Raw genomic sequence first — 21,957 nt, 5'->3', positions numbered from 1 at the left:
GGCGCCGGGCTCATTGCGCCGACGGCGCCCCGGCCACCTTGGAGAAGTCGCCGGCCACGTACACGCTCAGCGTCTCCGGCTTGAAGTGCTTGCGGATGGCGGCGTTGACCTGCTCCCGGGTCAGCGCGCCGTAGGCGGCATCCAGGTCGGCGGTGAACTGCATGGTCCGGCCGTAGTAGGCCTGGTCGGTCAGCATGCCGGCGACGGCGCCATCCTCGGCGCGCCCTTGCCGGCGCTCGGTCAGCGTGCCGGAGACCGCGTCGCGCAGTTCCTCCTCGGTGATGCCGTCCTTGATCAGGCGCGCCAGTTCCTCGCGGACCGCGGCCTCGACCTTGGCCATGTTTTCCGGCGCGGCGATGGCCTGGATGTTGAAGCTGCCGTTGTCGTCGGTGCCCTCGCGGCTGTCGTCGGCGCGCACCGCGCTGGAGACGCCATAGCTCAGGCCTTCCTTCTGGCGGATGCGATCGCCCAGTCGCGACTTCAGCGCGCCGCCGCCGAAGATGCGGTTGGCGAGCAGGATGGCCGGATAGTCCGGATCGGCGACCTTGAGCGACAGGTTGCTGCGCGCCAGCAGCACCGCGTTGGGCTTGTCCGGCGTGGACAGGCGCTGCTGGAGGGGCGGCACCGCCGTGTAGCGGGTGTGGATGGGCGCGTAGGGATGCCGCGAGGTCCAGCCGGCGAACAGGGATTCCAGCTGCGCGCGCACCGCCGCCGGGTCGAAGTCGCCGACCACCGCGATCTCGCCGTCGGCGCTGCCGTAGAAATCGCGATGGAACGCGGCCAGGTCCTCGCGCTTGAGCGCCTTCACCGCGGCGATCGCCTCGTCGAGGGTATCGATGTGCAGCGGGTGGCCCTTCGGCCAGGGATCGAAATGATGCGCCAGCGCCTGGCCCGCGACCGCGCCGGGTTCCTTGCGCGAGGCTTCCATGCCGGTGAGCGCCTGCAGCCGCAGCTGCTCGAACTCGCTTTCCGGGAAGGCCGGATGGCGCAGAATGTCGGCCGCCAGCGCCAGCGCGTCGGCCAGCTGAGCGCGCCGGCTCAGCAGCGAAATCCCCGCGCCCTGCAGGCCGCCGCTGACACTGGCCTGGGTTTTCAGCGCCTCGAAGCGCTGATCGATCTGTTCCCGGCTCAGCGTGGTGCTGCCGCGCATGAGCATGGCGCCGGCCAGGCCGGAAGCATCCTGCCGGCCGGTCAGCGAGGCGACGTCGCCGAAACGGAAATTGGCATCCACCACCACGGTTTCGCCGCGGGTCTTGCGCGGCAGCAGCGCAACCCGCAGGCCATTGCCCAGGGTGAAGCGCTGGGTGCGCGCTTCCAGGTTCTGCGGGGTGGGATCGAATTGTTCACCGGTCGAGACCGCCGCGCGACCGACATAGCCATCCACCAGTTTCGCCACGTCGGGGCGTGGCGTGATGGTGACGCGATCCGGCGGATCGGTGGGAATGAAACGGCCCAGGGTGCGGTTGCTCGGCTTCAGGTATTCGCCTGCCACGCGATTGACGTCGGCGGCGGTGACCTTGGCGATGGCGTCACGGGTGATGAACAGCAGGCGCCAGTCGCCGGCGGCAAGGAATTCGGACAATCCCATGCCCACCGCGTTGACGTCGGTGAAATAGAGTTCGTACGCATTGGCGATGCGCTGCTTGGCCTCCTCGACCTCCGCGTCGGTCACGGGCTTGCGCGCCACGTCCTCGACCTGGGCCAGCAGTTCCTGTTCGGCCTTGGCCGCATCGCCGTCCTTCGGCAACACCGCCAGCGCGGTGAACAGGCCGGGATCACGCAGCGACTCGCTGCCCGCGCCGGTGCCGGCGGCGGTGCGCGGCTGCACCAGCGTCTTGTGCAGGCGGCCACCGGGCGTATGGCCCAGCACGTTCCCCAGCACGCTCAGCGCGGCGCTGTCCGGGTGGCCGGCGGCGGGTATGTGATAGGCGGCGGCGACGATGCGCACGTCGCCGACCCGGCGCACATCGACCTGGCGCTCGCCATCCTGCGCGGGCTCGGCGGTATGCAACGCGGGCAGGACGCGGGCCGGTTTCTTCAGCGCACCGAAGCGTGCCGCCACGCGCGCCAGCACGGCGGTTGGATCGATGCGGCCGGCGATGATCAGGGTGGCGTTGTCGGGCTGGTACCAGGTCCGGTAGAAACCCTGCAGCCGTTCGATCGGCACGCCTTCCACGTCCGAACGCGCGCCGATCGTACTGTTGCCGTAGTTGTGCCAGAGGAAGGCGGTCGAGCGGATGCGCTGGAACAGCACGCCGCCGGGATTGTTCTCGCCGGCCTCCAGCTCGTTGCGGACCACGGTCATCTCGCTGTCCAGATCCTTGCGGGCGACGTTGGAATGGACCATGCGATCGGCTTCCAGCGCCAGCACCCAGTCCAGGGTGGCGTCATCGGCGGGAAAGGATGCGAAGTAGTTGGTGCGATCCAGCCCGGTCGTCGCGTTGAACTGGATGCCGCGCTTCTTCATTTCGCCGCTGATGTCGGCATGGGTCGGCGTGCCCTTGAACAGCAGGTGCTCCAGCAGGTGGGCCATGCCGGTCTCGCCGTAGTTCTCGTGCACCGAACCGACGCCGTACACCAGGTTCACCGTCACCGTCGGCTTGCTCGCGTCGGGGAACAGCAGCACCCGCAGGCCATTGCCCAGCCGGTACTCGCTGATGCCCTCGACACTGGGACCGGCCACCACGCCACGGGGCAGGCTGGCGTCGGCGAAGGCCGAAGGCGCGGCGCCGAGGCTTAGCGTCAGGCCCAGGCCAAGTGCGAGAATGAGGCGGCGTGGTTGCATGCGGGACTCCTGGAAAAACAGCAGTCCCGAGTTTCGCAGATTTGACGGAGACAGGCGTTACATGAGCGATGTCAAATGAGTGACAGCGGAAGCGACCCCGACATCGGTGGCGTGCTGTACCAGGACGCGGGGTTGGCGATCATCGACAAGCCGGCCGGATTGATGGTCCACGACAGCAAGCTGGCGCGTGGCGAGACCGAATTCCTGGCCGACCGCCTGCGCGCGCGTTTCGGCAAGCCGATCTTCCTGATCCACCGGCTGGATCGGGGCACCAGCGGTTGCCTGCTGGTGGCCTTCGATCGCGACATCGCCTCGGCGCTGGGGCAGACCTTCATGTCGCGCGAAGTGGAAAAGGACTACCTGGCGATCTGCCGCGGCTGGCCGGAGCCGCGCATCGATCTCGACTACGCGCTCGATGGCGGGCCGGGCAAGCCGGAGAAGCGCCCGGCGCTGACCCGCTTCACCCGATTGGCGACCGGCGAGTTGCCGATTCCCTCGGCGGGATTCGACAGTTCACGCTACGCCTTGCTGCGCTGCCGGCCGGAAACCGGGCGCTTTCGCCAGATCCGTCGTCACCTGAAGCATCTGTCGCACCACTTGGTGGGCGACAGCAGCCACGGTGATGGCCGCCACAACCGCAACTTCCGCATGCAGGGCGTGCACCGCATGTTGCTGCACGCGGTGCGGCTGTCGTTCCTGCACCCGGTCAGCGGCGCGCGGATCGACGTCGTCGCGCCGCTGGATGCCGAATTCCGCCGTGCGTTCGCACTGTTCGGCTGGGACGAGACGCTGCGCTGAGGAGTCCCGCCAGCCGGGCATGTCAGGCTCCACCCACGATCGCGCGGAGCCGCTGCGCCCCCTCGTCAGGCGACCTTCAAGGCCGCCATCACGATCAATGCCAGCGCACTGGCGAATCCGATCGCCCACACCAGGCTTCGCAGCGCCGCCTGGTTGGCGATGTAGAGCACGCCGTGCAGCACGCGCGCGGCGGTGAAGACGATTGCCAGCAGGTTGATGGTGGCGGGATCGACGCCAGCCAGTTGCGCCATCAGCACGCCGGCGACGAATGCCGGGAACGATTCGAAGCCGTTGAGGTGCGCGGCGTGGGCGCGATGCGAGCGCGGATTGTCCTGCCTGGCCTGCCATTCCCGCGGCGCGCGGTTGTTGTAGCGCTCGCCCGAACGCTTGGCGATGGTCACCCAGAGATAGGGCAGGACGGCGGTGATCAGGATGCACCAGTAGGCGATGGACATGGATTCCTCCTTGGATTGCCGCATAGCCTAGCGGAAGCCTCCGGCCACAGACAGGCTGGCGCGGTCCCGGACCGCGTGCCGGAAACAGCAACGGCGCCCGCAGGCGCCGTTGCCGTCATGCCGCCGTGGCTTACTTCGCCGCCGGCTGCATCATCTTGTCGCGGGCCGCCTTGAACGGATTGCCCGGATACCAGTTCGGCCACTTGTCGCCGCCGGCGATCTCCTTGCCGACGCCGTACAGCGCTTCCAGATCCTGCACCGTGCCATCCAGCTTCCAGGTTTCCGGATAGTACTGGTCGCTCGGCGAGTGGTAGTGCTTCGCATAGTCCTCGGCCGCCTTCTTGCCGGCCTCGGGGCCGCCGTCGACCAGGTCTTCGCCGCCATCGGCGTACAGCGCCGGCACGCCGGCCTTGGCGAAGTTGAAGTGATCCGAGCGGAAGTAGAAACCGCTCTGCACCGAGGTCTCGCCGTGCAGGGTGCGGCCCTGCGCGGTGGCGATGGGCTTGAGCACGTCTTCCAGCTCTGAGCTGCCGAAGCCGACCACGGTGATGTCCTTGGCCTTGCCGGCGACGGACATCGCATCGATGTTGATCACCGCCGCGATCCTGGCCAGCGGGAAGGTCGGATGGGCGACGTAGTACTTGGAGCCGAGCAGGCCGGATTCCTCCAGGGTCACCGCCAGGAACACCAGCGAGCGCTTCGGCTTGGGATCCTGGTGGGCGAAGGCATCGGCGATTTCCAGGATGCCGGCCACGCCGGTGGCGTTGTCGATGGCGCCGTTGTAGATGTTGTCGCCGGTCTCGCCCTCGTGCTTGCCGAGGTGATCCCAGTGCGCCATGTACAGCACGGCTTCGTCCTTGCGATCGGTGCCGGGCAGCACGCCGACCACGTTGCGCGAGTTCTTCTCGCTGATGGTGCTCTTCAGATCGATGGCGGCCTGGGTCTTCAGCGTCACCGGCTTGAAGCCGCGCTGGTTGGCGGCCTTGTAGGACGCGTCCAGATCCAGGCCGGCGTCGGCGAACAACTGCCGGGCCGCGTCGGCGGTCAGCCAGCCCTGCACCGGGATGCGGCGTTCCGGATCATCCTTGGCCGGCAGGTCGTACTGCGCGCCGGACCAGGAATTCTTCACCACGTCCCAGCCGTAGCTGGCGCCGGGCGTGTCGTGGACGATGAACGCGGCGGCGGCGCCCTTGCGCGCGGCTTCCTCGAACTTGTAGGTCCAGCGCCCGTAATAGGTCATGCGCTTGCCTTCGAACAGCTTCTCGTCGCCGACGTGGAAGCCCGGGTCGTTGACGAACATGACCACCGTCTTGCCCTTCCAGTCCTGGCCGGCGTAGTCGTTCCACTGCTGTTCCGGCGCGTCCACGCCGTAGCCGACGAACACCATCTCGCTGGCGTCGACCTTCACTTCCTTCTCGCCGGTGCGGGTACCGGCCACGAAGTCCACGCCGAACTTGAGCTCGCGCGACTTGCCGTTGCTGGTGAGCTTCAGCACCGTGCCTTCGTCGGCGGTGGTCTCCACCATCGGCACGTCCTGGAAGAAGCTGCCGTTGTTGCCCGGCTGCAGGCCGATGCGCTTCATCTGCGCTTCCAGGTAGGCGACGGTCTTCTCCTCGCCGGTGGACCCGGGACCGCGGCCCTCGAACTCGTCGGAGGACAAGGTCTTCACCAGCTGGGCGAAGTCGGCCTCGTTGATGGCCGGGGCGAATGCGTGATCCGCAGCCGCCGGGACGGCGGGAGCGGTGGCGGCCGGCGCTTCGGCCTCCGGCTTGTTGCATGCGGCGAGCAGGGTGGTGGCGGCCAGCACGGCCGCCGCCAGAGGGAGCTTGCGGAACATCGGGATTCCTCGAACCGGGGAATCCCGAGTGTATGCGATCGCCCCGGGCGATGCCCCGCTCAGTCGGCCGGCGCGGTCGGGGTGTCGAACGACTTGGCGGTGGCGCCGGTGATCGGGCCGGTCTTGGCGGTGCGATGGACGTACAGGACCACTTCGCGCTCGAACACCAGCGGACCGTCGACCACGGCGTTCGGGCCGATCACGATGCGCGGCGGCCGCTTGCGCGAGATGTTGAAGTTGCCCTTGGGCTTCTCGACCTTCAGGCCGCCTCGCACATGCGAGTCCACGCCCACGGTGACGTCGCCGTTGACCGTCTCGATGCCGCCGCCCACTTCGGTGCCGACCAGGCCGATGCCGCCGTTGACGGTGGCGATGCCGTCACGGACCTTGCCGCCGCGATCCAGGAAGATCGAGCCGTTGACGGTTTCCACTTCGCCATCGACCTGCACCCTGCTCCCGCCCTTGATCGCGCCGTTGACCGTTTCCAGGCCACCCGTGCGGGCGCCATTGCCGACCTGGATCGAACCGTTGACCACTTCGGCCGAGCCGGTGGTGGCGTTGTCATCGATGGTGATGGAGCCGTTGACGGTGCTCAGATCGCCGTGGGCGCGGCCCGCCTGGGCCGTGATCGATCCGTTGACCTTGGAAACATCGTCATCGGCGAAGGCGGGGGCGGCCGCCAGTGCCAGGGTCAGCAGCAGGGCAGAGGAAGTGCGGGTCATGGTGAAGTCCTGTTCGTGGAAAGTTACGGGGTTGGATGCCGGCGCGGCCGCCAAGGTTTAAATCCCGGGACGGGCATCGATGGGGGCCGGCCGCGTTCAGGGTAACGCCGCCATCGCAGCACGCTTCGCTACAATCTTCACCTGCCTGAAGTCACCGGAACCCCCGCCGTGTCCCCATCAACGTCCGCCGCCTCGCGTCCCAAGCCCGTCGTCCTGCTGATCCTGGATGGCTGGGGCCATCGTGAAGACCCCACCGACAATGCGCTGGCGCAGGCGGAACTGCCGAACTGGCGGCACCTGCTGGCGACCGCACCGCATACCTTGATCCATACCGAGGGACGCCACGTGGGCCTGCCCGATGGGCAGATGGGCAATTCCGAGGTCGGCCACATGAACCTGGGCGCCGGCCGGATCGTCTACCAGGATCTGACCCGCATCGACGCGGCCATCGAGGACGGCAGCTTCTTCGGGACCGCCGAACTGGTCGCGGCCTGCGAAGCCGCCAAGGCGGGCGGGCACGTCCTGCATGTGTTCGGCCTGCTCTCGCCCGGCGGCGTGCACAGCCACGAGAACCACATCTTCGCCATGCTCGAGCTCGCCCACCGCCAGGGGGTGCCGAGGGTCGCCGTGCATGCCTTCCTGGATGGGCGCGACACCCCGCCGCAATCGGCCGAACCGAGCCTGCGCGCGTTGCAGGACCGGTGCGCGCGCCTGGGCAATGCCCGGCTGGCCACGGTCAGCGGCCGCTACTACGCGATGGACCGCGACAAGCGCTGGGATCGCGTGCGCAAGGCGTGGGACGCGATCGTCGATGCCAGCAGCGACCATCACGCGGTGGACGGCGTGGCCGCATTGCAGGCCGCGTATGCGCGGGGAGAGAACGATGAGTTCGTGCTGCCGACGGTGATCGAAGGCGCCCCGCCGATGGCCGATGGCGATGCGGTGGTGTTCATGAATTTCCGCGCCGATCGCGCGCGCCAGCTGACCGCGGCGTTCGTGTCGCCGGATTTCGATGGCTTCCAGGCCCGCCGCCCGCAGCTGTCGCGATTCGTCTGCCTGACCGAGTACGACGCGAAACTGCCGGCGCCCGTCGCATTCCCGCCGGACGATCTGCGGCATACGCTGGGCGAGCTGCTGGCCGGGCAGGGCCTGACCCAGCTGCGCATCGCCGAGACCGAGAAGTATGCGCACGTGACCTTCTTCTTCAGCGGCGGCCGCGAAGATCCTTTCGCCGGCGAAGAGCGCATCCTGGTGCCCAGCCCCAAGGTAGCGACCTACGATCTGCAGCCGGAAATGAGCTGCCCCGAGCTGACCGCCAAGCTGGTGGACGCGATCGGCTCCGGCCGTTTCGACGTGATCATCTGCAACATCGCCAATCCCGACATGGTCGGTCACAGCGGCGATCTGCAGGCGGCGATCCTGGCTGCGCAGGCGGTCGACCAGGCGATCGGCGCGGTGGAGGCCGCGGTGCGCGCCGCGCATGGCGCGCTGATCATCACCGCCGACCACGGCAATCTGGAGATGATGCGGGATCCGGAAACCGGACAGCCGCACACCGCCCATACGGTCGGGCCGGTGCCGCTGGTCTACGTGGGCGAGCGGGCGGCGAAGCTGCGTGCCGGCGGTGCCCTGCGCGACGTCGCGCCGACCCTGCTCGACCTGCTGGGCCTGCCCAGCCCGGACGAGATGTCCGGCCAGTCGCTGCTCGCCGCGCAATGATCCCGCGCCTGCTCCGGGCCGGCACCGCCCTGCTGATCGCGCTGGCCGTGATCAGCGGTGGCGCCCTGGCGCAGAGCCAGCGTGATGCGCAGAAGCGGCTGGAGAAGGCGCGCGGCGAGCTGAAATCAATTGCCCAGGAACGGCGCAAGCTGGAGGGCGAGCGCGGCGACGCCTCGCGCAAGCTGCGCGAGGCCGACGAACAGGTCGGCCGCAGCAGCCGCACGCTGTCGGAGACCGAATCCTCGCTGCGGCGCGAAGAGGCCGCGCTCGCCGAACTACAGCAGCGGCGCGAGCAGATGCTGGAACATCTGGGCGGACAGCGCGAACAACTGGCCTCATTGGTGCGCTCGGCCTACATGACCGGCGGCGACGCGCCGTTGAAGGTGCTGCTGTCGCAGGACCGGGCCACCGATGCCAGCCGGACCCTGGCCTACCACCGCTACCTGCAACGGGATCGCGCCAACCGCATCGCCGGCCTCACCAGCGAGCTGCAGGCGTTGGCGCAGGTCGAGCAGGACATCACCGCGCGGCGCGCGCAACTGGATGCCGATCGCCAGCGCCTGCGCGGCCAGGTGAACCAGTTGCAGCGGGATCGGCAGAGCAGTGCGAAGCTGGTGGCCGAGCTCGATCAGCGCTACCAGGACCGATCGGTCCGGGAAAAGGCGCTCGGCCAGGACGTGCGCTCGCTGGAGCGCCTGCTCGCGAACCTGCGTGCGGCGGCGGCGCGTGCCGAAGCCGAACGCAAGGCCGCCGCGCGCAAGGCCGCCGAGGAACGCGCCCGCGCGCAGGCCCGTCCGGGTGGCACCCGCACGGAAACCCCTGCGCGTCCACGCCCGGAGGTCGCCAATGCCCCGGCGCTGAAAGTCGGCGGCCTGGGCTGGCCGCTGTCGGGCAATCTGCTGGCCCGCTACGGCGGACGGATGCCGGATGGCCGTACGAGCTCGGGCGTGCTGATCGGCGCGCCGGCCGGCAGCACCGTGACCGCGGTGGCCGACGGTACGGTGGTGTTCTCCGAATGGATGACCGGCTATGGCCTGATCCTGATCGTCGACCACGGCAACGGCTACATGAGCCTGTACGCGCACAACGAGAGCCTGCTGCGCGACACCGGGGACCGGGTCAGGCGCGGCGACGCGGTCGCCAAGGTCGGTACTTCCGGCGGGCAGGGCACCCCGGCGCTGTACTTCGAACTGCGCCGCAACGGCCAGCCGGTCGACCCGGGCAGCTGGCTGCAGCGACGCTGAACCGGAACGCCATTCACCGCCGGTTCGCGCATAATCGGGCGAACTCCGTGGACCGCGCGGAGTCCATGATCCGCCGCTTTTCCCACGGAGCTTCAATGCGTTCATTCCTGCCCATGGCCCTGCTGCTCGCCCTCGCCGGCGCGCCCGCGCCCGCGCTCGCGCAAGAGACCGCCAAGGAACCGGAGGTGGGCGCCAGCGACGACCCTTCGGCGGCGGAAACCGCGCCCTCGAAGGTGCCGCTGGAGGAAATCCGCCGCTACGTGGCCGTGTTCAACGCGGTCAAGGAGGCGTACGTCGAACCGGTCGAGGATCGCAAGCTGATGCAGTCGGCCATCCGCGGCCTGCTGCTCGACCTGGATCCGCACAGCATCTACTTCGACAAGGAAGACGCGCAGGCCTACGACGAGCAGACCTCCGGCGCCTATGAAGGCATCGGCGTGGATCTGCTGCAGCAGCCCGACAACACCCTGCTGGTGGTTTCTCCGATCGACGACACGCCGGCGGCCAAGGCCGGGATCAAGGCCGGCGACGTGATCGTGGCCATCGACGGCAAGCCGATCGAGAAGACCGACGGCATGGAACCGCTGCGTGGCAAGCCCGGCAGCAAGGTCACCCTGACCATCGCGCGCGAGGGCACCGCCAAGCCGTTCGATGTCAGCCTGGTGCGCGACACCATCCGCATCGCCAGCGTGCGCAGCCGCCTGCTCGAACCGGGCTACGGCTACGTGCGCATCAGCGCGTTCCAGACCGAGACCGCCGCCGATTTCCAGAAGCACGTCGCCGATCTGAAGGCGAAGGGCACGCTGCGCGGACTGGTGCTGGACCTGCGCAGCAATCCCGGCGGCCTGTTGCTGGCGGCGGTGCAGATCGCCGACGACCTGCTGGACAAGGGCAACATCGTCTCCACCCGTGGCCGCATCGTGGTCAGCGATTCGCGCTTCGACGCGACGCCCGGCGATCTGCTGGACGGCGCGCCGGTCGTGGTGCTGGTGGACGCCGGTTCGGCCAGCGCCTCGGAAGTGCTGGCCGGCGCGCTGCGCGACAACCAGCGTGCGCGCATCGTCGGCAGCCGCACCTTCGGCAAAGGCTCCGTGCAAACCGTGCTGCCGCTGGACAACGGCGATTCGGTGAAGCTGACCACCGCGCGCTACTACACGCCCAGCGGCAAGTCGATCCAGGCGCGCGGGATCGTGCCGGACGTGGAACTGCATCCGGAGTCGGTGGACAAGCAGCCCGAAATCATCGACTACAGCGAGGCCACCCTGCCCGGTCACCTGCGCGGTGACGACGAGGGCCAGGAAGGCTATGCCGCCGGCGAGGTGCTGGACGGCGAGAAGCCGATCACCGCGGCGCTGGCAGAACTGAAGAAGCAGGTGGCGTCCACGGCGGCCAAGGCGCCCGCCGGTCGACGCTGAGGAGCGGCCTCAGGCGGGTCGTTCCGCCACCAGTCCGTACATCAGCGGCAGGCTCGGCATGGACGCCGGCGGATACATGCGCCGGCCCTCGCCCTCACGCATGCCATCGAATCCGCGCCAACCGTTGGCATGGGGATATTCCTGCAGCCGACGCAGTTGCAGGCCGGCGCGCAGCAGCGCGTCGACCACTTCGCCCAGGCTCCACTGGAACTCGTAGCTCGCGTGCGGATTGCGGAAATCCTGCACGCCGGCCTCGTTGCCGGAGGGCGACAGCGCATCGCCGGACAGCGCCACGTAGTCGCTGACGCCGTCTTCCCAGACCAGCGGCTCGCCGTGGGCGAAGTAGGGATACTTCGGTTGCCACTGCGGATCGAAGATCATCGCCACCGGATGGAATTCGACGCAGACGAAACGCCCGCCGGGTTCCAGCACCGCCGCCAGTCCGCGCGCCCATGCATCCAGATCCGACAGCCAGCACAGCGCGCCGTAGGAACTGAAGGCGATGTCGAACCGCCGACCCGCGGCGAGCGCCTGTTCGAACCAGTCATAGATGTCCGCGCGCTCGAAAGCCGCCGCGACGCCGGCCTCGCCCGCGAGCCGGCGGGCGAAGTCGATCGCGGTATCGCTGATGTCCACGCCGGTGACCCGCGCGCCCAATCCGGCCAGGCTCAGGGTGTCCTGGCCGGCATTGCACTGCAGATGGACCAGGCGCCGGCCGTCGATGTCGCCCAGCAGGGCCAGTTCCTCCGGAAACAGCGTGCTGCCGCCATCACGGAAAAAGGCGGCCTGATCGCGCTTGTGGCTGTTGTGGGCCACGGTGGCGGCATTCCAGGACCGGCGATTGCCTTCGTGCAGATCCTTGCGCATGGCGAATCCGGCGGAGAGGGAAGCGCTGATTCTAGGGCAGTGCTTCCCCTGCCGGCGGCGGGGTCAGGGCAGGGAGGGATCGCCGGCGATCGGCGTCGCGGGTGCGCCATGGTTGCGCATGATGCGGTTGAACAGCGGCGTGGCCATCAGCGTGGTCAGGATCGCCATGATGACCAGGATCGAGAACAGTCCCGGTTCGATGACGCCCGCCTGCAGGCCGATGTTGATGATCAACAGCTCCATCAGGCCGCGCGCGTTCATCAGCGCACCGATCGCCTTGGCGTCGTGCGGGGATTCCCCGGACAGGCGCGCGGCCGCCCAGCAGGCGATCGCCTTGCCGCCGAACGATGCCAGCAGGATGGCCGCGGCCGGCAGCAGCATGGCCGGATCCAGGAACACCGACAGTTGGGTCTTCAGGCCCGAATAGGTGAAGAACAGCGGCAGCAGGACCACCACCACCATCGGCTGCAGCAGTTCGCGCAGGCGTTCGGTGAGGGCACCGCGCGGCAGGCAGGCGCCGAGGATGAAGCCGCCGAACACGGCGTGTATGCCGATGGCGTCCATCGACCACGCGCACAGGAAGAACAGGGCCATGACCCAGGCCAGCACCGGGGGCGGCAACGGGCCGTGCTCGGGGACGCGCGCGGCCAGCGGCCGCAGCAGGCGTCGGCCGGCCAGCAGCATGAAGACCAGGTAGGCCACGCCGCCGCCGATGGCTAGCCAGGCCTGCATCCAGCTGCCGCCGAAGCTGGCCAGCACGATCGCCAGGATGCACCAGGCCGCGGCGTCGTCCATGGCCCCGGCGGTCAGCGCCAGCGTACCCAGCGGTGTACCCGCAAGGCCACGCTCGTGGATGATCCGCGCGAGCATCGGGAACGCGGTGATGGCGATGGCCGCGCCGAGGAACAGCGCGACCTCGATGAAGCGGGTCTTTTCCGAGAACAGTCCCGGCACGTGCTGCAGCCAGGGCGCCAGCGCGAAGGCGAGCAGGAACGGCACCAGGATGCCGGCCCAGGACACCGCCATCGCGCTGCGGTAGCGCGCGCGGAAATGATCGGCGCGGAATTCGGTGCCCACCAGGAACATGTACATGCCCACGCCGACCTGCCCGGCGACGTAGAGCATGTCCATCGACGCCTTGGGAAACAGCGCCGTCTGCACGTCCGGCAACAGCGCACCGAACAGGGAAGGACCGAGGGTGACGCCGGCGATCATCTCGCCGACCACCTGGGGTTGTCCGAAGCGCTGGGCCAGGCGGCCGACCAGTCGGCACACCAGGATGATGACGCCCGCCTGCAGGAAGAAGTAGACGGACAGTTGCGCTGTGGACATTCAAGACGACCCCGGGACCCCAGGCGCCATCATAGGCGGTCGCCGGGGCCGCGGGAGCGTAGCGGGCGTTATCCCGCCGGGCCGATCAGCGTGGCTTGGCCGGCAGCGGGAACGGGGTGACCACCTTCTCGCCGGTGGCGGCGTCGCGGATGGCCGACTGGCCTTTTCGCTCGACTTCCTCGACCCGGATGATGCTCTGCATCGGCAGGTGCAGGACCCGGGTATCGCCGAACTCGTCGCGCAGGCGCTCCTCGGTGGGATCGACCACCAGGCCGTCATGCAGGTCGAACACCAGTTCGCCCACCTCGGTGAAACCCCACAGCCCGCTCGCGCCCACGTGGCCCGCGTAGAGCTCGTAGACCTTGTTGTGGTTGAGGAAGGTGACCTTGTAGAGCTTCTTCGCCATGGACCGGAGACAGGATGCGATGCGGTGACCTGCAAGATGCGGCCGCCCCGCGGGTGGTTCAATAGCCCTGCCGCTTGCGCAGGCGCCGGGCGATGGCGGCGCGGACGAACAGGGCGAACACCACCCCGAACAGGAAACCGGCGATGTGCGCCGACCACGCCACCGCGCCGAAGGCCGGGCCGGTGTAGGCGAACACGACCTGCAGCAGCGCCCAGATGCCGATCAGCAGTGACGCCGGCGCCTTCACGAATTCCAGGAACAGGCCCAGCGGCAGCACCACGCCCAGCTTGGCGGTCGGAAACAACGCCAGGTACGCGCCGATCACCGCCGAGACCGCGCCGCTGGCGCCGATCACCACCCGATCGGGTGCGCCGATGGTCAGCACCGCGGCCAGGTTGGCGACCGCGCCACCGAGCAGGAACAGCGCCAGGAACCGCCACGGTCCCATCGTCCGTTCCGCCGGCATCCCGAAGATCAGCAGGAACACCAGGTTGCCCAGCAGGTGGGCCCAGTCCGCGTGCAGGAACAGCGCGGTGAACAGGCGCAGCACGCTGCCGTCCTGCAGGTCCGCCAGCCAGGCCGGCAGCGAGGTCAGGCCCCCCGACAGCGCCCCCCATTCCTGCAGCAGGCGGGCGCGGTCCGGCTGCATCGCCGCCCACAGGAACGCCAGCCACAACAGCCCCAGCAGGGTGGGCGTGGCCCAGCGCAGGGAGGGCTTACGGCGGGAGGGCAGGGAAACGAACATGCCGGCTCACTTTACCTCGCGGCGGCTGTCACCCGCGCCCTTTCCCTGTTCAGGAAACGCCGTCGGACCCTGCCAAGAGTTTGTTAGCTTTCGGTTAGCGGACGTGGGTATACTGCATACGGCGTCGTATGTCGGGAGGGGCTTCCGGCGGACGAACCGGCGGGCATAACGCCGGTCGCACCAACGGCGCATTGACCGTAAACCCACGTCCTCCGGAGAGAGACAACATGCATTCCGTCAACAGTTTTGCCCGTATTTCCGCGCTGGCCTTCGGCATCGCCGGTGTTCTGGCTTTCGGTCAGGCGCACGGCGCCGCGTTCCAGCTGAAGGAAAACAGCGCCAAGGGTCTCGGCCGTGCCTTTGCCGGTTCGGGCAGCGCCCCCGGCGACGCCTCGGTGATCGCGACCAATCCGGCCGCCATGCGCCACCTGAAGGAAACCCAGTTCCAGGCCGACGTCAGCGCCATCAGCTTCTCGGCTGATTTCAAGGGCGGCGGCCGCCTCGCCGGTCCGACCGGCGCGGGCACCGGCATGCCGATCTCCGGCGGCGACGGCGGCGACGCCGGTACCATCGCGCCGGTCCCGGCCGCGTACTTCCACACCATGATCGGCGAGAAGACCCACCTGGGTGCCTCGCTGACCGTGCCGTTCGGCTTCAAGACCGAATATGACCGTGACTGGGTCGGCCGCTACCACGGCGTCAAGACCGACCTGAAGACTGCCGACCTGGGCCTTGCGCTCTCTTACGACGTGAATCCGTACGTGTCCTTCGGCGCCTCGGTGTTCGTCGAGCGCCTGGAAGTCGACCTGAGCAACGCGGTCGACCTGGGCGCGGTGATGTACTCGCAGGGTGGTGCCCCGCTGGGCTTCCTGCCGGGCAACGCCGATCTGTACAGCCAGCTGGAAGGCAGCAGCAATGACTGGGGTTTCACCGTCGGCGGCCTGTTCAGTGTCAACGAGCAGACCCACCTGGGCCTGAGCTACCGTTCCAAGGTCAAGCACGAGATCACCAACGGCAAGGCCACGTTCACCGCGACCAACGCGCGTGCCACCCAGGGCCAGGCGGTGCTGGGCGCGCGCGGCCTGTTCGTGAACACCGGTGGCCGTGCCACCATCGAACTGCCCGCATCGGCGACCCTGAGCTTCACCCGCCAGGTCAACGACAAGCTGACCATCATGGCCGACGTCTCGCGCACCTTCTGGGCGCCGTCGTTCGACGCCGTCACGGTCGACTTCAAGTCCAACCAGCCGAACAACGTGCTGCCGTTCCACTATCGCGACACCACTTTCAGCGCGATCGGCGCGGACTACCGCCTGAGCGACACGCTGACCCTGCGTGGCGGCGTGGCCTACGACCAGACCCCGACCACCGCCGAGCATCGCGACGTGCGCGTGCCGGACGCCAGCCGCAAGTGGCTGTCGCTGGGCCTGACCTGGGCGCCGTCGGAAAAGGCCGAGTACAGCTTTGGTTATACCCACCTGTTCACCAAGGATCCGACCGTGGACCAGGTGTCGGCGACGGGCAGCACCCTGTCCGGTTCCTACGAAGTGGGTGGCGACGTGCTGGCGGCTTCGATCAACTACAAGTTCTGATCGAAAGCGGCTTCGCCGATGCGACCAGGAAAACCCCGCCCCGGCGGGGTTTTCTTTTTCGTGGCCCTGCGAAAGGCGTCGGCGCGTGGCGAGGATTACAGGATGCGTGCGGGATGCAGCCGCAGTTCGACGCAGTTGCGCCCATTGCGCTTGGCCGCGTAGAGGGCCTCGTCGGCCAGCCGCATCATGTCGTTGAACAGGGTGTGGCGATGGCGGGTGTGGGCGATGCCCAGGCTCACGGTGACCCGGAACGCGGGCGCGGCGAACTCCAGCGCCATCACCTGGGTGCGGATGCGCTCGGCCAGCCGGTGCGCGACTTCCGGCGACGTTTCGCGCAGCACCAGCATGAATTCCTCGCCCCCCAGGCGGACGAACAGATCGTCGCTGCGGATGCAGCCGCGCACCACATCGGAGAACCGCTGCAGCACCTGATCGCCGGTCTCGTGGCCATGGTGATCGTTGACCGCCTTGAAATGGTCCAGGTCCAGCGCGACCACCGCCAGCCCGCCTTCCAGGGTGACGAAGCGATCGCGTGATCGCAGTTCGCTGTCCAGGCCGCGGCGATTGAGCGCGCCGGTCAGCGGATCGAACAGGGCGCTCTGGCGCAGCGCTTCGGCGGCGCGGAAGCTGGCCAGCATCAGCATGCAGAAGTTGAGCATGAACCAGATCGACAGGTCCGCGTTCACCCAGGACGGGTTCGGGCCGTAGCGCCCGGTCAGCGCATGCATCAGGTCGCGACCGTACAGGTACATCAGCGCGATGCATCCCAGCGTCATGAGTCGTGCCGGCACGTGATCGGGACTGGCGCGCAACAGGCGCAGCTGCCAGATCACCACCGCCAGCACGATCACCTCCACCGCGCTCATCGCGGCCCCCTGCGCATCGCTGTCGCCATGGAACAGCCAGCCACCCAGCGACAGCGCCGCCGCGATGGGCATCATCGCGCGTTCACCGGCGTGCAGCGCGCGCTGGTGCACGAACTGGATCATCGACCAGGCCAGTCCGACCAGGCCGGTGCACGCGAGCAATCCGCCAAATCCGGCCACGGTACTGGCCAGTTCCGGGGCGCCGGACTGCGAGAGCGTCTGCGCGGTGCCGTCGAGCATGGCGGCGCCAAGCGTGTAGGCGAAGTGCGCGACACCCCAGGCGGTGATGCCGCGCACGCCACGCGACACCCGCGACACGTAGAAGAAAAGTCCCAGCAACACCGCCGCCAGCGCGCAGTCACTGATCAGCAGGTGGTAGAAATCGGTGGTCATGAAGCCCGTTGCGCCCGTGTGGCCTGGATAACGTCCTGTTCGTCACCACAACGCAAAACGCGGCGGATTCCGGCTATTTCAGGATTCCCGGCGGGTACGCGCCGGCGAAGTGGATGCCGGGGCGATGCGGCCAGGAGCGCCGCCTCCCCGCGATGGCCCCGTTCAGGGATGCATCTCGACCCGGTTGCGGCCCTTGCGCTTGGCCGCATAAAGGGCGTCGTCCGCGCGCCGCATCAGCTCGACGAAGGGTTCGCCCTCGCTGTCGCCGATGGCGATGCCCAGGCTGATCGTCACCCGGAACGGCCGTCCCTCGGCGGGACTGAAATCCAGCCGCATCATCTGGTTGCGCAGACGCTCCGCCAACTGCCGCGCGGCCTCGCGGTCGGTGCCCGTGGTCACCACCGCGAACTCCTCGCCGCCCATGCGGGCGAACAGCTGATCACTGCGCAGGCCACTGCGGACGGTTTCGCTGAAGCGCTGCAGCACCCGATCGCCGGTCTCGTGGCCGTGGCGATCATTGATGGTCTTGAAATGGTCCAGATCGATGGCGATCACGGTCAGGCCGCGGTCGTTGCGTTCCCCCCAGGTGCTCAGCTCGCCATGCAGGCCGCGCCGGTTGAGCGCGCTGGTGAGGGGATCGAACATGGCGCTGAGCTTCAGCGATTCGGCGGCCCGGAAACTGCACAGCATCAACATGCAGAAATTGAGCATGAACCAGATCGAAAGATCCACGCTGACCCAGATTTCGTCGAAGCCGAACTGGCTGAACGACCAGCCAGGCACCACGCTGCCGTACAGCACCGCCAGCAGGCCGCAGCCCAGCATCATCATCCGCGCCGGCAGGCGATAGGGATCCTCGCGCAGGACGCGCAGGTGCCACAGCATCCACAGCAGGACCAGCAGCTCGACGCAGTTGAGCGCCACGCTCTGGGCTTCCCAATCCCCGCCCAGCGCCCAGATCAGCAGGGGCACGGCGACGGCGACCGGGACGGCCGCCACTTCGCCCGGATGCAGCGGACGGCGCTGGACGAACCGCACGATGGCCCAGCCCAGCCCGGCCATGCCGCCGCACAGGATGGTGGCGCCCAGGTGGGTGGAAAGCAGGGAGGCCGTCGCCAGGCCCGCGCTCTCGAAACCGGCGGTGCCCGCGTCCAGCAGGGTGGCGCCGATGGTGTAGAAGAGATGGGCGGCGCCCCAGGTGAGGATGCCCTGGACGTTGCGCGATACCCGCGCCACGTACCAGAACAGGAAAAACAGCACGACCGCCAGCAGGCAGTCGCTCAACAGCGTCAACAGCACCGACAAGCTCATCCGACCGCCGGCTCCCCCCGGATCCTCATGGGCATGTTATCGGCACTGCGTCACAAAACAACAGGGCCGCGCGAGGCGGCCCTGTCGGAGCGGCGGACGGGGCCTGCCGGCCCGGGGATCAGTCGCCCAGGGTCAGCAGCGAGGCGTTGCCGCCGGCGGCGGTGGTGTTGACCGTCACCGTCTTCTCGGTGGCGAAGCGCGGCAGGTAGTGCGGGCCGCCGGCCTTCGGACCGGTGCCGGACAGGCCCTGGCCACCGAACGGCTGCACGCCCACGACCGCGCCGATCTGGTTGCGGTTGACGTACACGTTGCCGACCTTCACCCGCGCGGCGATGCGGTCGACCGTCTCGTCGATGCGCGAATGCACGCCCAGGGTCAGGCCGTAGCCGGTGGCGTTGATGGCATCGATCACCTGGTCCAGCTGATCGGCCTTCCAGCGCACCACGTGCAGGGCCGGACCGAAGATCTCGCGGTGCAGCTGGTCCAGCGATTTCAGCTCCCACGCGCGCGGGGCGAAGAAGGTGCCGTGGGCGGCGTCCTCGCCGAGGTTGGCCTGCTTGATCAGGCGTGCCTCGGTGGCCATGCGGGCGGCATGGTCTTCCAGGATCTTCAGCGCGTCGGCATCGATGACCGGGCCGACGTCGGTGGACAGCAGGCCCGGATCGCCGATCTTCAGCTCGTCCATCGCGCCGGCCAGCATGGTCATCACCTTGTCGGCGATGTCGTCCTGCACGAACAGCACGCGCGCGGCCGAGCAGCGCTGGCCGGCGGAGGTGAAGGCCGACCCGATGGCGTCCTTGACCAGTTGTTCCGGCAGCGCCGAAGAATCGGCGATGAAGGCGTTCTGGCCTCCGGTCTCGGCGATCAACACACCGATGGCGGCGTCACGCGCGGCCAGCGCGCGGTTGATGGCGCGGGCGGTTTCGGTGGAGCCGGTGAAGGCCACGCCGGCCACGCGCGGGTCCTTGGTGAGCGCGGCGCCGACGGTGGCGCCGTCGCCGGGCAGGAACTGCAGCACGGCTTCCGGAACGCCGGCTTCGTGCAGCAGTTTCACCGCCGCATGGCCGATCAGGTTGGTCTGCTCGGCCGGCTTGGCGATGACGCTGTTGCCGGCGGCCAGCGCGGCGCTGACCTGGCCGAGGAAGATCGCCAGCGGGAAGTTCCACGGACTGATGCAGACGAACACGCCGCGGCCGTGCAACTGCAGTTCGTTGGATTCGCCGGTCGGTCCGGGCAGGCGTTCGGCCGCACCGAACAGCGCGCGTGCCTGGGCGCCGTAGTAGCGCAGGAAATCGACCGCCTCGCGGACTTCGGCGACGCTGTCGGGCAGGGTCTTGCCGGCTTCCTTCACGCACAGCGCGATGTACTCGGGCATGCGCTGTTCCAGCAGGTCTGCGGCATGTTCCAGGATCGCCGCGCGGCTGGCGGCCGGCGTGCGGTCCCAGGCCGGTTGCGCGCTCACCGCGTTCTGCAGCGCCTTCTCCACCGCCGCGCCGTCGGCCGGCTGCCATTCGCCCACGGTCTGGCGGCGATCGGCCGGATTGGTGACCGGCAGCGCCGCGGCCGCGACCACCGCGCCCGGCACCAGCGGCGCCGCCCGCCACGGCTTGACGGCGGCGTTGACGCGCTCGGCCAGCGCACGCAGGTCGTTGTCGTTGGCGAGATTGGCGCCCATGGAGTTGTTCCTGTCAGAAGTCGGGATGGGGGCTGCCTGGTTGCGGAAGAGATCACGCGGCAGCGGAATGCGGGGATGCGGGATCGAGTCGAACGCGGACACGGTTTCCACCGGGTCGCGAATCAGGTCCTCGATGGCCACGTCCTCGTCGGTGATGCGGTTGACGAAGCTGGAATTGGCGCCGTTCTCCAGCAGGCGGCGGACCAGGTACGGCAGCAGGTCCTCGTGCGAACCGACCGGGGCGTAGACGCGGCAGGGCACGCCCAGGCGATCGGCGGGAATCACCTCCGCGTACAGGTCGTCGCCCATGCCGTGCAGCTTCTGGTGCTCGTACGGACGGCCCTGCGCGATCGAACGGATTGCTGCGATGGTCTGCGCGTTGTGGGTGGCGAACATCGGATACAGCGCGTCGCCGTGCTCGAACATGCGGCGCGCGTTGGCCAGGTAGGACACGTCGGTGTTCGGCTTGCGGGTGAACACCGGATAGCCCGGATGGCCGTCGATCTGGGCGCGCTTGACCTCCGCGTCCCAGTACGCGCCCTTGACCAGGCGCACCGGCATGCGCCGGCCCACCCGGCGGGCCAGATCGGCGAGGAAGTCGATCACGTAGGGGGTGCGCTTCTGGTAGGCCTGGACCGCCAGTCCGTAGCCTTCCCAGCCGTCCAGCGACTTGTCGGAGAAGGTGGCCTCGATCAGGTCCAGCGACAGTTCCAGCCGGTCGGCTTCCTCGGCGTCGATGGTGAAGCCGATGCCGTAGGACCTGGCCAGTTGCGCCAGCTCCAGGATGCCCGGAGCGAGTTCCTTCATCACCCGCGCGCGCTTGGCGTGCTCGTAGCGCGGATGCAGCGCCGACAGCTTGATCGAGATGCTGGGCGCGGCAAAGACATCGGGCTTGCCCGCATCGCCCTGGCCTTGCGGACGGGAGTGCCTGCCGATGGCGTGGATCGCCTTGCGGTAAGCCTCCAGGTAGCGCGCGGCGTCCTTCGAGGTCAGCGCGCCTTCGCCCAGCATGTCGAACGAATAGCGGTAGTTGGCGTTGTCGCCCTTGCGCGAGCGGCCCAGCGCTTCCTCGATGGTCCGGCCCATCACGAACTGGTGGCCCATGATGCGCATGGCCTGGCGCACCGCCAGGCGGATGACCGGCTCGCCGACCCGGCCGACCAGGCGCTTGAAGGCGCCGGGCACGTCGTGGCGGGTCAGGTCGTTGAGGTTGACCAGCTTGCCGGTCAGCATCAGGCCCCAGGTGGAGGCGTTGACCAGCACCGAATCGCTCTGGCCCAGGTGCTTTTCCCAATCGGCGTCGCCCAGCTTGTCGCGGATCAGCTTGTCGGCGGTCTCCTGGTCGGGAATGCGCAGCAGCGCCTCGGCCACGCACATCAGCAGCACGCCTTCCTCGCTGCCCAGGTCGTACTGGCGCATGAAGGCCTCGATGGCGCCCTGGTCCTGCGCGCGCGCGCGGACCCGCTTGACCAGATCGGCGGCCAGCGCCTGCGCCCGGGCCTGCTCGTCGGCGGGCAGCCGGGCCTGGGCCAGCAGTTCGCGCACGTGCTCGGCTTCGTCGCGCAGCCAGGCGGCGGTGATGGCGGCCCGCAGCGGTGGCGGCGGGGCGGGGAGTTCGGGGGAAACGATGCCGGTGGACGCCGGCGGCGGGGCCGCCTCGGTGCCGGACTGGGGCTGGGAGCTCATGAGGGTCATCAGAAGCGAGCGATGGAGCCGGATAGTGTAGTGAGCCAGGGCACCGTTCGCGAACGGATGGAAGCGCATGGCGCGGACCGTTCCCCGCCGTCCCCGCCGC

General features: G+C 68.6%; 15 protein-coding genes and 1 pseudogene. 5 read left to right on the top strand and 11 right to left on the bottom strand.

What is annotated here, in order from left to right; all coding sequences use genetic code 11:
* Window positions 1-10: 10 nt before the first annotated feature.
* On the bottom strand, window positions 11-2,785 hold the full coding sequence (locus AC3DE2_RS08535) for a M16 family metallopeptidase (RefSeq protein WP_488425836.1): 2,775 nt from the start codon (window positions 2,783-2,785) through the stop codon (window positions 11-13).
* A 75-nt stretch (window positions 2,786-2,860) separates the two neighbouring features.
* On the opposite strand from AC3DE2_RS08535, the gene AC3DE2_RS08530 reads away from it, so the two are divergent.
* On the top strand, window positions 2,861-3,583 hold the full coding sequence (locus tag AC3DE2_RS08530; RefSeq protein WP_295378874.1) for a pseudouridine synthase: 723 nt from the start codon (window positions 2,861-2,863) through the stop codon (window positions 3,581-3,583).
* 65 nt (window positions 3,584-3,648) lie between these two features.
* On the opposite strand, the gene AC3DE2_RS08525 is transcribed toward AC3DE2_RS08530, so the two are convergent.
* From AC3DE2_RS08525 to AC3DE2_RS08515, 3 genes are all read right to left on the bottom strand, one after another.
* A complete protein-coding gene (locus AC3DE2_RS08525; RefSeq protein WP_295378876.1) occupies window positions 3,649-4,038 on the bottom strand; it encodes an MAPEG family protein in 390 nt (129 codons plus the stop codon).
* Between the two features lie 130 nt (window positions 4,039-4,168).
* Window positions 4,169-5,875, bottom strand: a complete 1,707-nt coding sequence (locus AC3DE2_RS08520; RefSeq protein WP_488425835.1) for a M28 family metallopeptidase — start codon at window positions 5,873-5,875, stop codon at window positions 4,169-4,171.
* Window positions 5,876-5,934: 59 nt separating this feature from the next.
* Window positions 5,935-6,597, bottom strand: a complete 663-nt coding sequence (locus AC3DE2_RS08515) for a DUF4097 family beta strand repeat-containing protein (protein WP_488425834.1) — start codon at window positions 6,595-6,597, stop codon at window positions 5,935-5,937.
* A 168-nt stretch (window positions 6,598-6,765) separates the two neighbouring features.
* Between AC3DE2_RS08515 and gpmI the strand changes: the two genes are divergently transcribed.
* From gpmI to AC3DE2_RS08500, 3 genes and pseudogenes are all read left to right on the top strand, one after another.
* On the top strand, window positions 6,766-8,316 hold the full coding sequence (gpmI, locus tag AC3DE2_RS08510) for a 2,3-bisphosphoglycerate-independent phosphoglycerate mutase (protein WP_488425833.1): 1,551 nt from the start codon (window positions 6,766-6,768) through the stop codon (window positions 8,314-8,316).
* On the top strand, window positions 8,313-9,560 hold the full coding sequence (locus tag AC3DE2_RS08505) for a murein hydrolase activator EnvC family protein (protein WP_488425832.1): 1,248 nt from the start codon (window positions 8,313-8,315) through the stop codon (window positions 9,558-9,560). The genes gpmI and AC3DE2_RS08505 overlap by 4 nt, the downstream gene beginning before the upstream one ends.
* A gap of 95 nt (window positions 9,561-9,655) precedes the next feature.
* Window positions 9,656-10,972: pseudogene (locus AC3DE2_RS08500) on the top strand (S41 family peptidase); the annotation flags it as partial.
* Between the two features lie 12 nt (window positions 10,973-10,984).
* Here AC3DE2_RS08500 and AC3DE2_RS08495 read toward each other — a convergent pair.
* From AC3DE2_RS08495 to AC3DE2_RS08480, 4 genes are all read right to left on the bottom strand, one after another.
* Entirely contained in the window at window positions 10,985-11,842 is an 858-nt protein-coding gene (locus AC3DE2_RS08495; RefSeq protein WP_488425831.1) for a class I SAM-dependent methyltransferase, read from the bottom strand.
* Between the two features lie 63 nt (window positions 11,843-11,905).
* Window positions 11,906-13,174 (bottom strand): cation:proton antiporter, encoded by a 1,269-nt coding sequence (locus AC3DE2_RS08490; protein WP_295378889.1) that lies wholly within the window; start codon window positions 13,172-13,174, stop codon window positions 11,906-11,908.
* Window positions 13,175-13,259: 85 nt separating this feature from the next.
* Window positions 13,260-13,580, bottom strand: a complete 321-nt coding sequence (locus tag AC3DE2_RS08485; RefSeq protein ID WP_183640377.1) for a DUF1820 family protein — start codon at window positions 13,578-13,580, stop codon at window positions 13,260-13,262.
* Between the two features lie 58 nt (window positions 13,581-13,638).
* On the bottom strand, window positions 13,639-14,325 hold the full coding sequence (locus tag AC3DE2_RS08480; RefSeq protein WP_295378894.1) for a rhomboid family intramembrane serine protease: 687 nt from the start codon (window positions 14,323-14,325) through the stop codon (window positions 13,639-13,641).
* 227 nt (window positions 14,326-14,552) lie between these two features.
* Between AC3DE2_RS08480 and AC3DE2_RS08475 the strand changes: the two genes are divergently transcribed.
* The gene (locus tag AC3DE2_RS08475) at window positions 14,553-15,917 is read left to right on the top strand and encodes an outer membrane protein transport protein (protein WP_488425830.1); all 1,365 of its coding nucleotides are present in this window, start codon (window positions 14,553-14,555) and stop codon (window positions 15,915-15,917) included.
* A 95-nt stretch (window positions 15,918-16,012) separates the two neighbouring features.
* Here the strand turns inward: AC3DE2_RS08475 and AC3DE2_RS08470 are convergent, their stop codons facing one another.
* The 3 genes from AC3DE2_RS08470 to putA all read right to left on the bottom strand — a co-directional run bounded on the left by AC3DE2_RS08470 (window position 16,013) and on the right by putA (window position 21,848).
* Window positions 16,013-17,176: a GGDEF domain-containing protein gene (locus tag AC3DE2_RS08470; protein WP_295378900.1), complete on the bottom strand. Its 1,164-nt coding sequence runs from the start codon at window positions 17,174-17,176 to the stop codon at window positions 16,013-16,015.
* A gap of 162 nt (window positions 17,177-17,338) precedes the next feature.
* Window positions 17,339-18,487: a GGDEF domain-containing protein gene (locus AC3DE2_RS08465; RefSeq protein ID WP_488425829.1), complete on the bottom strand. Its 1,149-nt coding sequence runs from the start codon at window positions 18,485-18,487 to the stop codon at window positions 17,339-17,341.
* 118 nt (window positions 18,488-18,605) lie between these two features.
* The gene (putA, locus tag AC3DE2_RS08460; RefSeq protein WP_488425828.1) at window positions 18,606-21,848 is read right to left on the bottom strand and encodes a bifunctional proline dehydrogenase/L-glutamate gamma-semialdehyde dehydrogenase PutA; all 3,243 of its coding nucleotides are present in this window, start codon (window positions 21,846-21,848) and stop codon (window positions 18,606-18,608) included.
* Window positions 21,849-21,957: the final 109 nt, after the last annotated feature.

This window comes from Pseudoxanthomonas sp. 68-E7 (assembly GCF_057773145.1).
This window is presented reverse-complemented; position numbering and strand designations above follow the sequence as displayed.

Coding starts and splice junctions, on each gene's coding strand:
- AC3DE2_RS08525 (WP_295378876.1), bottom strand. CDS start 4,038: ATGTCCATCGCCTACTGGTGCATCCTGATCACCGCCGTCCTGCCCTAT.
- AC3DE2_RS08485 (WP_183640377.1), bottom strand. CDS start 13,580: ATGGCGAAGAAGCTCTACAAGGTCACCTTCCTCAACCACAACAAGGTC.
- AC3DE2_RS08490 (WP_295378889.1), bottom strand. CDS start 13,174: ATGTCCACAGCGCAACTGTCCGTCTACTTCTTCCTGCAGGCGGGCGTC.
- AC3DE2_RS08520 (WP_488425835.1), bottom strand. CDS start 5,875: ATGTTCCGCAAGCTCCCTCTGGCGGCGGCCGTGCTGGCCGCCACCACC.
- AC3DE2_RS08505 (WP_488425832.1), top strand. CDS start 8,313: ATGATCCCGCGCCTGCTCCGGGCCGGCACCGCCCTGCTGATCGCGCTG.
- AC3DE2_RS08515 (WP_488425834.1), bottom strand. CDS start 6,597: ATGACCCGCACTTCCTCTGCCCTGCTGCTGACCCTGGCACTGGCGGCC.
- AC3DE2_RS08475 (WP_488425830.1), top strand. CDS start 14,553: ATGCATTCCGTCAACAGTTTTGCCCGTATTTCCGCGCTGGCCTTCGGC.
- AC3DE2_RS08530 (WP_295378874.1), top strand. CDS start 2,861: ATGAGTGACAGCGGAAGCGACCCCGACATCGGTGGCGTGCTGTACCAG.
- AC3DE2_RS08535 (WP_488425836.1), bottom strand. CDS start 2,785: ATGCAACCACGCCGCCTCATTCTCGCACTTGGCCTGGGCCTGACGCTA.
- AC3DE2_RS08470 (WP_295378900.1), bottom strand. CDS start 17,176: ATGACCACCGATTTCTACCACCTGCTGATCAGTGACTGCGCGCTGGCG.
- putA (WP_488425828.1), bottom strand. CDS start 21,848: ATGAGCTCCCAGCCCCAGTCCGGCACCGAGGCGGCCCCGCCGCCGGCG.
- AC3DE2_RS08480 (WP_295378894.1), bottom strand. CDS start 14,325: ATGTTCGTTTCCCTGCCCTCCCGCCGTAAGCCCTCCCTGCGCTGGGCC.
- AC3DE2_RS08465 (WP_488425829.1), bottom strand. CDS start 18,487: ATGAGCTTGTCGGTGCTGTTGACGCTGTTGAGCGACTGCCTGCTGGCG.
- AC3DE2_RS08495 (WP_488425831.1), bottom strand. CDS start 11,842: ATGCGCAAGGATCTGCACGAAGGCAATCGCCGGTCCTGGAATGCCGCC.